Source organism: Sorangium sp. So ce590 (assembly GCF_051521365.1).
Taxonomy (GTDB): Bacteria; Myxococcota_A; Polyangia; order Polyangiales; family Polyangiaceae; genus Sorangium.
In genome coordinates, this window is the sequence record NZ_CP150346.1 from 4,842,675 (window position 1) to 4,856,615 (window position 13,941).

At 72.3% G+C, this 13,941-nt stretch carries 9 protein-coding genes; 6 read left to right on the forward strand and 3 right to left on the reverse strand.

The window, feature by feature from the left end:
• Window positions 1–14: 14 nt before the first annotated feature.
• Window positions 15–227: a hypothetical protein gene (locus WMF28_RS18210; protein WP_437603511.1), complete on the reverse strand. Its 213-nt coding sequence runs from the start codon at window positions 225–227 to the stop codon at window positions 15–17.
• 177 nt (window positions 228–404) lie between these two features.
• A complete protein-coding gene (locus WMF28_RS18215) occupies window positions 405–3,794 on the reverse strand; it encodes a hypothetical protein (RefSeq protein WP_437603512.1) in 3,390 nt (1,129 codons plus the stop codon).
• Window positions 3,795–3,865: 71 nt separating this feature from the next.
• Between WMF28_RS18215 and WMF28_RS18220 the strand changes: the two genes are divergently transcribed.
• The 3 genes from WMF28_RS18220 to WMF28_RS18230 all read left to right on the forward strand — a co-directional run bounded on the left by WMF28_RS18220 (window position 3,866) and on the right by WMF28_RS18230 (window position 7,239).
• The gene (locus WMF28_RS18220; protein WP_437603513.1) at window positions 3,866–4,039 is read left to right on the forward strand and encodes a hypothetical protein; all 174 of its coding nucleotides are present in this window, start codon (window positions 3,866–3,868) and stop codon (window positions 4,037–4,039) included.
• 376 nt (window positions 4,040–4,415) lie between these two features.
• On the forward strand, window positions 4,416–5,498 hold the full coding sequence (locus WMF28_RS18225) for a DUF72 domain-containing protein (RefSeq protein ID WP_437603514.1): 1,083 nt from the start codon (window positions 4,416–4,418) through the stop codon (window positions 5,496–5,498).
• Between the two features lie 175 nt (window positions 5,499–5,673).
• Complete coding sequence (locus WMF28_RS18230; RefSeq protein ID WP_437603515.1) at window positions 5,674–7,239, forward strand: phytoene desaturase family protein; 1,566 nt, start codon at window positions 5,674–5,676, stop codon at window positions 7,237–7,239.
• 67 nt (window positions 7,240–7,306) lie between these two features.
• Here WMF28_RS18230 and WMF28_RS18235 read toward each other — a convergent pair whose 3' ends face one another.
• A complete protein-coding gene (locus WMF28_RS18235; RefSeq protein WP_437603516.1) occupies window positions 7,307–8,215 on the reverse strand; it encodes a sugar phosphate nucleotidyltransferase in 909 nt (302 codons plus the stop codon).
• Between the two features lie 352 nt (window positions 8,216–8,567).
• Between WMF28_RS18235 and WMF28_RS18240 the strand changes: the two genes are divergently transcribed.
• The 3 genes from WMF28_RS18240 (at window position 8,568) to gyrA (ending at window position 13,880) form a co-directional block, all read left to right on the forward strand.
• Window positions 8,568–9,341 (forward strand): hypothetical protein, encoded by a 774-nt coding sequence (locus WMF28_RS18240; RefSeq protein ID WP_437603517.1) that lies wholly within the window; start codon window positions 8,568–8,570, stop codon window positions 9,339–9,341.
• Between the two features lie 492 nt (window positions 9,342–9,833).
• Window positions 9,834–10,955 carry a hypothetical protein gene (locus WMF28_RS18245; protein WP_437603518.1) on the forward strand — a complete coding sequence of 374 codons (1,122 nt, stop codon included), beginning with the start codon at window positions 9,834–9,836 and terminating at the stop codon, window positions 10,953–10,955.
• Window positions 10,956–11,249: 294 nt separating this feature from the next.
• Complete coding sequence (gene gyrA, locus WMF28_RS18250; RefSeq protein WP_437603519.1) at window positions 11,250–13,880, forward strand: DNA gyrase subunit A; 2,631 nt, start codon at window positions 11,250–11,252, stop codon at window positions 13,878–13,880.
• Window positions 13,881–13,941: the final 61 nt, after the last annotated feature.

Below are 13,941 nucleotides of genomic sequence, written 5' to 3' on the forward strand. Positions count from 1 at the left end.
GGCGGCGCGGGCCCTCAGAGGCGCTGCCGCCAGAACGACCCCGCGCCGATCGCCCGGGGCCGGGCCGCCGCGCCGCACGCGTCGAGGAGCCACGCGATCCCCACCCCGGCGAGGCCCAGCCCCATGTACAGCGGCATGGCGCGGGCGAATGCGTCCTTGCCGGCCGTCGAGACCAGGACGCGCAGGACGAGGGCGAAGCGGCGCAGCACGTCGGGTGCATGGAACAACCGCGGCGGGCCGGCTCTTCCCACCGCAAACGCTGCCGGGGCCGCGCCGCGCACGATCGCAGCGAGGGGTTCAGGGCCCCCTCGCTGCGACGATGTTCTACCGGGATGGGTTCGGATCGGAGGCGTTTGTCGTGCCGGCGGGCCGGCGGGGGCCGCGTGGCGACCCCGGACGCGACCTCACCGGCGGGCGGGCTCGCGCGCGAGCGCGGCCGCCGTGGAGTCGAACGAGCAGGTCAGGCCGCAGACGTTGTTCGCCGTGCCGACGCAGCGGTCGTCCCACGCGTTGGTGCAGCAGTACGGATCCTGCGCGCAGACCTCGGAGGCGCACCAGTCGCACCCGGCGTCGAGGGCCACGCCTGTGTCGCATACGTCGTGGCTGCAACCGCAGGACAGACCGCACGCCGCCGCCGCCTGGTCCACGCAGCGCGCGTCCCACGCGTTGTTGCAGCAGTAAGGATCCGCCGCGCACACCGCCTGAGCGCACGGATCGCACGCCGGATCGAGCACGTCGCCGGCCGTGCACAGGTCGTGGCTGCACGCCTGCGTGCAGGTCAGCCCGCAGGTGCTCGCGGCCTGCTCGACGCACGAGCGATCCCACGAGTTGTTGCAGCAGTAAGGATCCGCCGCGCACACCGCCTGAGCGCACGGGTCGCACTGCGCGTCGAGCGGGCCCCCGGGCGAGCACAGGTCGTGCCCGCAGGCGTCCTGGCACACGGCCCCGCAGGTCTGCTCGGCGGCCTCGACGCACACGCGATCCCACTCGCTGGTGCAGCAGTACGGATCCGCCGCGCACACGGCGCTCACGCACGGATCACCGCACGCCGGATCGAGCGGCGTGCCCGGATCGCAGACCTCATGATCGCAGGTCGGACACGACCCGCAGTCCTGCGGGCAGCTGCCGCAGTCCTCGCCCGGCTCGCACACGCCGTCGCCGCACGTCTCGGTCGAGCAGGTCTCGCCGCACACCGTGGTGACCTCGTTCACGCACGCGAGATCCCAGGCGCTCTCGCAGCAGAACGAATCCATCGCGCAGATCGCCGCGACGCACGGGTCGCAGGCCGGATCGAGCGGGCCGCCCTCCACGCACTTGCCGTGCGCGCAGGAGCTCGCCTCCTCGGCGATGATGCGCACGTTGTCGATGTACCAGCCCTCGAGGTCGTTCGCGATCTCGTCGATCGTGTTGAAGCTGAACGCGATGGTGATGCGCCGGTCGGCGAAGCCCGCCAGCGACTCGAGGCGCGGCTCGAACGCGCCGTTGGTCCACGAGGTGGTCCTCGGGAACACCGCCACGTTGGCCGGGTCGTCCACGTCGGTCACGATGACGTCCGCCGTGTCGAAGAACGCGCCGTCCTCGACCTGGATGAACTGATCGACGACGAGGAACGGGCTCGCCACGCCGGTGAGATCGAGGATCGGCAGCGTGAGCGTGCCCCAGCTCGCCGAGCCCGTGTCGTAGTTGCCTGTCTCCTCCTGGCCGTACCAGAACGAGCGCTCGCCCTCGGACGCGCGGCGCGTGGTGATGTGCCACAGGCCCTCGGCGCTCCAGCCGCCCGAGTCGCTCTCGAAGCCCTCCGCGAACACCACGAGGCCGGCCTCGGTGGTGACCTGGACGTTGTTCGACACGGGCCCGGAATTGCCCGCCTCGTCGATGGCGCGCATCGCGACGTACACGGTCGAGGAGGGCGGCAGGCCCTCGATCTGCGCCTGCACAAGCCAGCCGCTCGGCTGCGCAGGAGGCGCCGACGTCAGCTTGGCGCCGGCGAAGTTGCTGTCGTCGAGGGGGGACAGCGACCAGCCGATCTCGTACGCCGTCGGCGTGCCCTCGAGCCCGTCGTCGCCGGGCGAGGTGAACTGGACGAGCGCCGACGTGGCCCCGACGTCCACCACGACCAGGTCCGTGACCTGCCCCGGCAGCATGACGTCCGTGGTGAGCGCGAAGGCGAGCCCGTGGATCTCGGCTGCAGCCCAGAGAGGACCCCAGTGAACCGTCCCGTTCTCCAGGTCGCCGTCGTCGTCGTCGCGCAGGAACACCTCGCGCACGGCCGTCGGGATGTCAGGGGCGTTCGACGGGAAGGAGGGCAGCACCAGGGCGCGCGTGAGCGCGTCGCCGGCCTCCTCGCCGAGCTCGCCGATCAGGTTGGCGCGGGCGTGCCACACGAAGCCGGCCCACGCCTGCGCGAGGTTGTGCGACTCGTCGAAGCCGCCCGGCGGATACACATACTCGTTATCGCACGTGCGGATCAGCTGGCCGTCATCGGTGATGCCCCTGCCGACGGCCGCGTCCTTGAGCAGCAAGCAAGCCAGCGTGTCGCCCCACCCCTCCGACAGACCACCATCGAAGATCCCGCCGAACCGATCATCGACGAAATGGCCGTACTCGTGAGCGATCACGCTGTCGATCGCGGAGTTGTTGCAGCCGCCGCCCGACAGGAAGAAGTTGATGCTGATCGCGCCAGGGTCGTAGAACGCGTTGCAGAAGTCGTCCAGGTTGACGTGGGTCGGCAGCGGCTCGCCGAGCGCGTCCGGCGCGAGGCCGTTCGCCTCGAGGAACGAGCGCGCCGCGTCCACGTAACGATAGGCCGTGGCCTGCGCGATCTCCTGCTCGCCCCCGCCCGGCGACGAGAACACGAGGCCGACGCCTGAGGCCGCCGCGCCGGTGGCCACGAGGTTCGGCCCCGACGCGTTCTGCACCGCCGCCGCGCGGCCGTTCAGGGTCCCCTGGAGGGTCGAGCCGAGCGGCACGTCGATGCTGAAGGCGCCTGCGGCGTCGGCGTGGGCGCTGATTCCGGGGCCCGAGACGCGCGTGTGAGGGAGGCTCGTCTGCGCGACCGTGCCGCCGGACGCGCCCGGGGCGCCGCCGCTCACCGTGAAGCCGGACACCGAGCCGGGGACGACCTCGAACACGCGGTCGTCCAGGGTGAGGCTCCGGCCGGTGGACGGGCCGTTGGCGATCACGAGCACGCGCTCGTAACGGCCGGTGAGGCTGATGTCCCAGACCATCTGGAGCGCATTGGCGATCGGGCGGATCACCTTCTCGGCCTTCGCGACGGGCGCGTCCGGCTGCGCGCGCAGGGCCCTCCGGGCGAGCGCGTGCGCGCGCTCTTCGCCGACGTGATCCCGCGCGTCGACGATGGCCTCCTGGTAGAGATGGTGGCTCGACGCCAAGAGCTTGCTCCCGCCGCTCGCCTCGGCGCGGAGGGTCAGGTTCAGGTACGTGCCGTGGATCGGCACGCCGTCGCGGACCTGACGGTAGCTCACATGGTGGAGGGTGGCGCGGGCCGGGGTGCGCTCGACATGCTGGCTCGCGGTCGCGAAGTCGCTCGCCGTGAGCGGGCCGAGCGCGCCATTCAGCTCGTCCTTGACCAGCGGCAGCACGTCGACGGCGTTGAGCGAGCGCGCGGGCGAGATCGAGGTGCTCCTGCCCTGGTGCACACGGCCGCCCTTCACCTCGCGGCCATAGGTCCTGGCCGCCTGAGGGGGATTGCTGGCCGGAGGCGTGATGGCGGAGGTGGCGTCGTCACCGCCACAGCCGACCCCCATACCGAGCCCCAAAAGAACGAGAGACATCAGTCCACGATAGCTACGCATGCATCTCTCCGATCGTACTTGATCAGGTTCGAGTTAGGACAATTGACCGCATGGCAGCAACGGGCCGGTCCGTCGCCGCGTTGACTCGTGAGCTCGCCATCCGCGCGCCCGGCATCAGCCAGGCGATCGCGCTACCTGCAGGCGGCGGCGAGCTGCCGTTTCAGAAGAAGGCGGCAACGCCATCGCCTGCGGTCTGCGATCTTCGCGGCTCCCTGCGCGCGTAACCTGCGCGCGTAAGAAGAGCGGCGTCGCTCAGGTGAGCTCCGCCCCAGTCTTCACATCCGAGCTCTCCACATCCGAGCTCTTCGCATCAAAGTCGTTGCACACGATGTACCAACGACATCGCTCGCTCTCCGGCGCCGTGGCCTTCATGAGGTAGAGCCCAAATGACAACGTTCCTTGGACCAGGCGCGCGGGTCACGCGCTGGCCGGCCAGCTGGCCGGCCGAACAGCGACATTGCTCCTTGCGTACTTGAGCAAGAACTTGCGGCAGTTCTTGGAGAAACCGCACCTCCCGCCGCGCATCGCCTTGCGCCCCGGGCAGCGCCGGCCCGCGCAGCCGGTGTCGCGGAGCGCGCCGGAAGCGGTACACTCGCCCGGGTGAGCCGGTCTCCCGGGCGCCGTGGCCCCGCCCCCTCGCAGCTCTCGCTGTTCGCTCCAGCGCCGGAGCCCGCCGCCGCCGAGGCGCCCGAGCTCGACGCGATGGCGGCGGTCCACGACGACGCCGCCCGCCTCGCGGCGCGGCTGCCGGCAGGGCTGCACCTCGGCACGAGCTCGTGGAGCTTCCCGGGCTGGCAGGGCCTCGTCTACGCCCGGCGGCGGAGCACGGAGGAGCTCGCGCGCGACGGCCTCGCCGAGTACGCGCGGCACCCGCTGCTCACGACCGTCGGCATCGACAGGAGCTTCTACGCCCCCATCCCCGACAGCGACTTCCTTCGTTATCGAGCGCAGCTGCCGGACGGCTTCCGCTGCGTGTCCAAGGCGCTGCACGCCGTCGTGTCCCAGACGCTCCAGCGCGCACAGACGCCGCCGGACGAGGGCGAAGGCCGCGGCGCGCACCGCGCGCGCGTCGAGCCGAACCCGGACTTCCTGTCGGTCCCGCTCTTCCTGTCGCGCGTCGCCGCGCCGCTGCTCTCGGTCTTCCGGGCGCACGCGGGGCCGGTGCTGCTCGAGCTGCCCCCGGTCGGCCCGCCCCACCGGCTCCCGCCGCGCGCCTTCCTCGAGCGGCTCGACGCCTTCCTCGGCGCGCTGCCGCGCGAGCTCGCCTACGCCGTCGAGCTCAGGGAGCGCGCCTATTTCACCGGCGAGTACCGGGAGATCCTCGGCGCGCACGGCGTCGCCCACGCCTACAGCTACTGGCGCGACATGCCGTCTCCCGGCGCCCAGGCGGACGTGGTGCCCGTCTCGAACGCGCCGTTCGCGCTCGTCCGGCTCTCGCTCAAGCCCGGTCACCGCTACGAGGCAGAGAAGCGGCGGTTCCACCCGTTCAACCGGATCGTCGAGCCCGATCCCGCCATGCGCGCGGAGGTCGCGCGGATCCTGTGCGAGGCCGCGGCGCTGCGCGTCGAGAGCTTCGTGCTGGTGAACAACAAGGCCGAGGGCTCTGCCCCCTTGACCGCGCGCGCCATCGCCGAGGAGGTCGCCGCGGCGTGGCAGGGGCCCACCGCGCGCGCGACGCGGTGAGGACAGGCTGGAAAGGGCCCCCGTGCGGGGGGCCTCGAGGCCGGCGCGGCGCGCTCCTCCCGATTCAAGGGCCCGAAAAGGCCTCTCCTCGCCGCGCCATCCGTGCAACACCTCGCGCGCGGCGGCCCCAGCGCCGGCCGCGGCAGCGGACGCGCACAGCGCTTGGAGGTGCCCAGTGAAACGCAGTGAAGCTCCGGCCCGAGCCGACGTCGTCATCGTCGGCGCCGGCCACAACGGTCTCGTCGCCGCCGTCCTCCTCGCCCGCCGCGGGCTAGACGTGGTGGTGCTCGAGGAGAAGGACGCCGTGGGCGGCGCGGTGAAGACCGAGCACCCCTTCAAGAAGGCGCCGTCCCTCGGCGTCTCGAGCGGCGCCTACCTGCTCGGGCTCGCCCCGCCCGAGCTGCTCCGCGAGGTCGGCGTCACCCTCCCCCTGAGAAGGCGCGATCCGCACTACTTCCTCCCGACGACCGACAGGCGCTACCTGCTCTTCGGCTCGGACCAGGCCGCGATGAAGCGGCAGTTCCTCGAGTTCTTCTCCCAGGAAGACTGGGACGCGAACAGCGCCCTCCAGGCCGAGCTCGCCGCGCTCCGGGACGACATCGCCCCGACGTGGCTCGAGGAGCCGCTCTCCATCGAGGAGACCGCGGAGCGCTACGTGCGGCCCGCCCTCCGGCAGACGTTCGTGGCGCTCTGCCGGGGCACGATCTCGGACTACCTCGCGCGGTTCCCCTGGAAGAGCGATCTCCTCCAGGCGATGTACGCCGCGACCGACGCCTTCTCGGGGCTCGCGGGCGGCTTCGACACGCCCGGCACCGGGATGAACTTCCTCGTCCACAACATGTGCCGCCTCCCCGGCGCCGACGGGACCTGGATGATCGTCGAGGGCGGCATGGGCACGGTCACCCGCCTCTTCGCCGAGAAGGCGCGGGCCGAGGGCGCGACGATCGTGACCGGCGCCCGCGTCGCGCAGATCGAGTCGTCGGGGGGCGCCGTCTCCGGCGTGCTCCTCGAGGACGGCGCGCGGATCGCCGCCGGGGCGGTCGTCTCGAACGCCGATCCGTTCCGCACCCGCGCGCTGGCCGGCAGCGCGGCGATCGGGGCGGCGCTGTCGGCGCGGCTCGACGCGCTCGCGAGGGACGGCTCGACGCTCAAGGTCAACATGGCGCTGACCGGCCTGCCCAGGTTCACGTGCCTCCCGGAGGATCGCGGGCAGTTCGGTCCGACCATCCACCTCCTGCCGGACGAGGACGTCGTGATGGACACGCTGCGCCAGGCCCACCGCGACGCCATGAGCGGTCGTCTCCCCGAGTTCCCCGCGATCGAGTGGTACTTCCACACGCCGATCGACCCGAGCCTGCGCGACGCCGAGGGGCACCACAACGCCGCGCTCTTCGTGCAGTGGGTGCCCTACGCGCTCGCGGACGGCGAGGCGTGGGGCGAGGCCGCGCCGCGCTACGTGAAGCACCTCCTCTCGATCTGCGATCGCTTCGCGCCGGGGATGAGCGACCTCGTGCTGGACACGTTCACGCTGGCGCCGCCGGACATCGAGCGGCACTTCGGGATCACGCGGGGGCACATCCACCACATCGACAACGGCTTCGGCTTCGCCGATCGCGTGCCCTACCGGTTCGGGCTCGCCGGGCTCTACTCGTGCAGCGCCGGCACGCACCCGGCCGGGTCGGTGATCGGCGCGGCCGGGCACAACGCCGCCAGGGCCGCCCTCGCCGACCTCGGCAAGTAGCTCGAGAAGCAATTCGAGCGGCGCGCCCGCGAGCGCTCCCGGTCGTGGGCCGCCCCCGGCCGGGCGATCACCCGGCCGCGCGCACGACGCGTCCCTGCGTCGTCACCACCGCGCGCTCGCACGGCGCGCCGACGTCCACGCCGACGGCGACCCGCGCCCCCGGCCATACCACGCACCCGCGCAGCGCCCCGGCCCCCTCGACCCGCGCTCCGGCGCCGACGACGCTGCCCGTCACGTCCACGCCCTCGGCCACCGACGCCCCCGGGCCGACGTGGCTCGGCAGGCCGCGCTGCGAGAGCCAGCGCGCGCTGGCCGCGAGGTAGGCGGCGATCGTGCCGATGTCATGCCACACGGCGGGCGCCGCGAACGTCGCGAGCGCGCGCCCCTCGCGCAGCCACGGCAGGTACACGTCCCCGACCATGCAGCCGCGCGGCGGCAGCCGCCGCCGGAGCGCCTCGCCGACCACCTGCACGCCCACGAAATCGCCGCCCGCGACCTCCTCGCCGAAGCGCTCCCCGCGCAGCCGGACCACCTCGCCCCGCGCCCCGACGCCCACCGTCCCCTCCCCGACCGGCCGCGGCGCCACGGCGAGCGTCGCGGCCGCGCCGCGCCCGGCGTGCGCCGCGTGGAGCGCCGCCACGTCGAGGTCGATCAGGATGTCGCCGTTCCACAGGACCACGTCCCCGTCGCCGAGCGCGCCCGCCGCGTTCGCGAGGCCCCCCGCGGTGCCGAGCGGCTCCGGCTCGTGCAGGACCTCGACCGGCACCGGGAACGCCGCGAGGAGATCGCGCGAGAAGCGCTCCGCGAGGTGGGACTTGTTCAGCGCGGCGCGAAGGACGCCGCCCGCGGCGAGCTGATCGACGATGTGCGCGATGAGCGGACGATCGCCGAGCCACAGGAGCGGCTTCGGCAGCTCGTCGGTGAGCGGGCGGAGCCGGGTCCCGAGCCCCGCTGCCAGGATCATGGCAGAGACCATGCGCCGAGGATCGCCCCTCCGCGAGGAACGTCCAAGAAGCTCGAGCGCGTGATCGCAGGCCGAGGCCGGAAGCCGCCGAGGGGCCCGGACTTGAACGTGAAGGCGGAAAGGCGGGAAGAAAAAGATCAACGATCTTCATGCCTTCTCGCCTTCATGGGAATCACTGCGGGGCCCGCTCGGACACCACGCGCGACACGCCCGGGCGCTGCGGCTGCGCCGGCCCGGTTGCGCCTTGGACGCGCGCCGGCGTGCGGGCGGCGGCTTCGGTGTGGGCGCGCCGGTCGCCCTCCCTGCGAGGTGGTGGGCGGCTGAAAATTCGACGCCCTCGGCGGCCACGTGGTAGCTCCGCCGGGTGGGTTCGTCTGCGCTCGCCGTCCTTTCCGCCGCGAGGCGGAGCTCCGCAACCTGGGCCGTGGCCGGGGTGCTCGGCCTCGGGGCCGTGACCCTCGCAACGCAGAGCTGCGGCAACGACGCCGTGGGCGTCGACGCCTGCCGGCAGATCGAGGCGGCCCGGTGCGAGGCCGCCGCCGCGTGCCCCGAGTGGGTCGGCTCGGCCGACGCCGACGAGCGGGTGAAGACCTGCGTCGAGTTCTACTGGGATCAGTGCCTCCACGGCATCGAGAACGACGGCACCGGCGGCGACAATCGCGCCGCGGCGGAGCCGACGGACGGCCAGGTGAAGGCGTGTGTCGACGCCGTCGGCGCGGCGCGCAAGTGCGCCGGCGACAAGGTCGCCTCCATGGCGGAGTGCCCCGCTGCGCCGCTCGCGGAGGGCGTCGATGGCGCGATCAGCCCCTGCGAGGTGATCACCGAGAAGGCGCATGAGCTCGCGGCCTGCGCGTTCGTTGTCGCCCCGACCGGTGGGAGCGGCGGCGCTGGTGAGGGCGGCGGCGGAAGCGCCAGCGGTACCGGCGGCGCCAGCGGTACCAGCGGCGCTGGTACCGGCGGCGCTGGTGAGGGCGGCGCTGGTGAGGGCGGCGGCGGCGGAAGCGCCGGCGGTACCGGCGGCGCTGACGGCAGCGGCGGCGCTGGTGAGGGTGGCGGCACCGCCGGCGGTACCGGCGGCGCTGACGGCAGCGGCGGCGCTGGTGAGGGTGGCGGCACCGCCGGCGGCGCTGGCGGCTGATCCCTGGATCTTCGGGCCTGCATCGCTCGTCTCGCTCGAGGATCTCCTCGAGTCGCCCGTTTCAAGCGTTGAAACGGCCCACTCGTCTCCCGAGTCGCCCGTTTCAAGGCTTGAAATGCCCTCCTGGGGACCCGAGCCGGCGCTCTCGACGCTTGCGATCGCCGCCTCGACCACCGAGTCGGCCATCTCAAGCCTTGAAACGGCCCACTGGCCTCCCGAGTCGACGGCTTCAACGCTTGCTTCAAGCCTTGCAACGGCCAGGGCGCCACCTCCACGCATGGCCACGACGCCGCCGGCGGCGCGACGTCGACCCTGGCTCGCTCGAGCGGGCCGGATCGGGCCGCGTTTCATGTGGCGCCGTTCCCCGGCTTGGACTAGTGCCCCCTGCCGATGGGCCGAGCTCGATCTAGTTGTGGAACCTCGTTCGGTGCGGATCGCGGCGCCGGGCTCCCCCCGCGGCTTCGGTCCGTCCGGTATGCCCTGGCGCTCGCCGTGCTCGCGCTCGCGGCCTGCACCAGCGCGAGCGGCGACGACGACGACGACGACGGGCGGCTCCAGACGTCGCTCACCATCGACCCGCTCGCCTTCCTGGGCGACGTGCGGTGCTCGAGCGAGCCGGGGGCGATCCGCAGCTACGTCGCCACGCTCACGGACGAGAGCGCGGAGGGCGGGCCGTTCACCCTCGCCTCGTCGCCGCCGATCCCCTGCTCGTCGCGCGTGTCGTTCACCTACGTCGTCGAGGGGCACGAGTACACGGCGAGGATCGACGGCTACACGCAGCACGCCGAGGAGCTCGCGCCCGTCGGCGACGAGACCTCCGGGAGCCCCCACATGCTCGTCGACGGAGCCCCTGTCGCGCCGCGCTGGACGTGGGCCTGCCCCGGCCCCGACGCCATGGACGACGCCGGCAAGCTCGTGGCGAAGACGGGCGTGAACGTCGTCGTCCAGGGGTGCGCCTCGGTCGCCGCCCCCGACGACGCGCCGCGCGCGGCCATCCTGCTCGACCCGGCGAGCGCGCTCGGCGCGCTGCGCTGCGGGGCCGACGACCGGGAGGTCGCGTCGTTCGATGTCCTCCCCGAAGACAGCGCGCTCGCGCCGGTGCTCGGCGTCGGCTGTCCGCCGGCCGAGCCGGTCGTCTACGACCTCGGCGCCGCCCCGGGCCGAGCCCACTTCTTCCGCCTGGAGGCGAGGAACGCCGCGGGCGACCGCCTGTTCGGTTCGAGCTGCTTCGCGACGGCGAGCGCGGGCATCACGGTGACGGCGACCTGCGCCCCCCTGTCCGACACAGGAGCGCTCGAGCTCGACCTCGACGCCTTCCTCGCGGCGGAACAGCTCGCCTGCGGGGCGGGCGCGTCGAGCTACACGGCGGCCGAGCCGCGGCCCGACAGCGGGCAGCCCGGGACGGAGGTGCCCCACGTGCCCTACGTCGGCCCCGTGCCTTGCGGCAAACGCGCGCTCCTGTCGGCCCTCTCCCCGGGCACGTACACGACGTCCGTCGAGGTGCTCGACGCGAAGGGAACGCCGGTGCGCTCGGCCAGCTGCGCCGGTGAGGTCCGCCCCGGCGCGACCACCCGCGCCACGTGCGCCCCCAGCGCGTCCCGCGCGCCCCGCTGACCCCTTCCGCGGCGCCTCCCAGCGCTGTCCGGCGAGCCTGACGTCACGACGTCTTCAGGCCGGCAAACCCTTTGCGCCGGCCCGCCCCTTGGAGTACCTGAACGCATCCGTCGCATCCCCTGAACAGCGCGGGTCAAGGGCGCTCGGCGGAGGCCGGACTCGACCTCATCGATCGTCGATCGAGGCCGAGAGATGCCTCCACCGACCCGCTCGACGCTCGAGCCGCGCTGGGATGGGCCTCTACGACGGGGTCGTGCGCGCAGCGCCCGCCCCCGTGCCTCGGGTGCAGATCCCATGGAAGAGACGTCGAACATCCAGCAGAAGGTCCCGGTCAGCATCCAGGACGAGCTCCGGACGAGCTACCTCGACTACGCGATGAGCGTGATCATCGGCCGCGCGATCCCGGACGTGCGCGACGGCCTGAAGCCGGTGCACCGCCGGATCCTCTACTCGATGAACGAGCAGAAGATCGGCCCCGGCGGCTCGCACAAGAAGTGCGCGCGCGTCGTCGGAGACGTCCTCGGCAAGTACCACCCCCACGGCGATCTCGCGGTCTACGACGCGCTCGTCCGCATGGGGCAGACCTTCAGCCTGCGCTACCCGCTCATCGACGGGCAGGGCAACTACGGCTCGGTCGACGGCGACTCGCCCGCGGCCATGCGGTACACGGAGTCGCGCCTGTCCCGGATGGCGGTCGAGCTGCTCGCCGACCTCGACAAGGACACGGTCGACTTCGTCCCGAACTACGACGACTCGGAGCTCGAGCCGAGCGTCCTGCCGGCGAAGTTCCCGCAGCTGCTCGTCAACGGCTCCGGCGGCATCGCCGTCGGCATGGCGACGAACATCCCGCCGCACAACCTCGGCGAGATCATCGACGCGACGATCGCCATCATCCGCAACCCCGACATCACGCTGGAGGAGCTGCTCCTCCTGGTCCCGGGCCCCGATTTCCCCACCGGCGGCCTCATCTACGGCAAGAGCGGGATCGTGCAGGCGTACACGACCGGCCGCGGCTCGATCACGATGCGCGGGCGCAGCCAGGTCGAGAAGACGATGAAGGGCGACCGCGAGCAGCTCGTGATCACCGAGATCCCCTACCAGGTGAACAAGGCCCGGATGGTCGCGAAGATCGCCGAGTGCATGAAGGAGAAGCGCATCGAGGGGATCAGCGAGGTGCGCGACGAGAGCGACCGCGAGGGGATGCGCGTCGTCGTCGAGCTGAAGAAGGACATCTTCCCGCAGGTGGTCCTGAACCAGCTCTACCGGCTGACGGATCTCCAGGCGACGTTCGGCGTCATCAACCTGTCGATCGCGAACGGGCGCCCGGCGGTGCTGAGCCTGAAGGACACGCTCGCGCACTTCATCGAGCACCGGCGCGAGGTCGTGACGCGGCGCTGTCGCTTCGAGCTCCGGCAGGCCGAGTCGCAGCGCGAGCTCATCGAGGGGCTCGGGATGGCGACGAGCGACATCGATCGCATCGTCGCGACGATCCGGGCCTCGAGCGACCCGGAGGAGGCGCGGGAGAACCTGCAGAAGCTGCCGCTCCGCGGGCTCGGCGAGTTCCTCCGGCGCGCCGGCCGGCCGGAGCCCGAGTGCGCCGAGGCCGACGGGCGCGGCGACTACTTCCTGTCCGAGCGGCAGGCCAAGGCGATCCTCGAGATGCGGCTGTCGCGCCTGACCGGCCTCGAGCGGGAGAAGCTCGCGAAGGAGTACGGCGAGCTGTCGCAGACGATCGAGCGGCTCCGGGCGATCCTCGCGGACATGGAGCTGCTCATGAACGTGATCGTGATGGAGCTCGAGGAGATCAAGGCGCGCTTCAACGACAAGCGGCGCACCGAGATCGTGCCGGCCGAGGCCGAGATCCAGATGGAGGACCTGATCCAGGAAGAGGACATGGTCGTGACCATCTCGCACGCCGGCTACCTGAAGCGGACGCCGACCTCGACCTACCGGGCGCAGCGCCGCGGCGGCAAGGGGATGGTGGGGATGGAGGCGCGCGAGGAGGACTGGGTGAGCCAGCTCTTCGTGGCGTCGACGCACTCGTACGTCTTCTTCTTCAGCGACAAGGGCAAGGTCTTCGTCAAGAAGGTCTACGAGATCCCGCAGGCGCCGCGGAACGCGAAGGGCCGGGCGATCGTGAACTTCGTCGGGATGGAGCCGGGCGAGAAGGTCGCGGCGATCACGCCGGTGCCGAGCTTCGACGGCGAGACGTTCGTGGTGACCTTGACCCGCCGCGGGCAGATCAAGAAGACGGCGCTCAACGAGTACGAGAACTACCGGGACAAGGGGATCATCGGGGTCCGGATCGAGGAGAGCGATCAGCTTTTCACGGCGGCGCTCACCGACGGCAAGCGCGAGCTCGTGATCGCGACGCGGAGCGGGATGAGCATCCGCTTCCCCGAGGATCAGGTGCGCCCGACCGGCCGCGCGACGATGGGCGTGAAGGGCATCGAGCTCGACGACGGCGACGTCGTGGTGGGCCTCGGCGTGAGCGGCGACGGGCGCGACCGGGTGCTCGCCGTGTGCGAGCGCGGGTACGGCAAGCAGACGCCGCTCGAGGAGTTCCGGCTCCAGAGCCGCGGCGGCAAGGGCGTGATCCTGATCGACGCGAGCGAGCGGAACGGGCCGGTGGTGGGCGTCGCCATGGTGAGCCCGAGCGACGAGGTGCTGATCGTGACCGACCGCGGGCAGATGATCCGCACGAAGGCGAGCGAGATCCGCGAGACGGGGCGCAACGCGCAGGGCGTGCGGATCATGCACGTCGGCCAGGACGAGCGGGTGGTCGCGGTCGAGGCGTTCGCGGCGGACGCGGCCGCGGCCGAGGCCGAGGAGAGCGGCGGGTCGACGCCGCCGGCGGCGGGGGCGGCCGGGACCAACGGGGTCGCGGATCACACAGGCGGGGACGGCGGCAGCGAGGTCAACTAGCGGCTGACCGAGCAGGGGGCCGAGGCCGGCGCGGGGGATCCCGGGCGGCCCGGCCCGAGGG

Bases quoted from the DNA above. Each gene is read 5' to 3' on its own strand.
- WMF28_RS18235 (WP_437603516.1), bottom strand. From the start codon at position 8,215: ATGGTCTCTGCCATGATCCTGGCAGCGGGGCTCGGGACCCGGCTCCGC.
- WMF28_RS18220 (WP_437603513.1), top strand. From the start codon at position 3,866: ATGGCAGCAACGGGCCGGTCCGTCGCCGCGTTGACTCGTGAGCTCGCC.
- gyrA (WP_437603519.1), top strand. From the start codon at position 11,250: ATGGAAGAGACGTCGAACATCCAGCAGAAGGTCCCGGTCAGCATCCAG.
- WMF28_RS18215 (WP_437603512.1), bottom strand. From the start codon at position 3,794: ATGTCTCTCGTTCTTTTGGGGCTCGGTATGGGGGTCGGCTGTGGCGGT.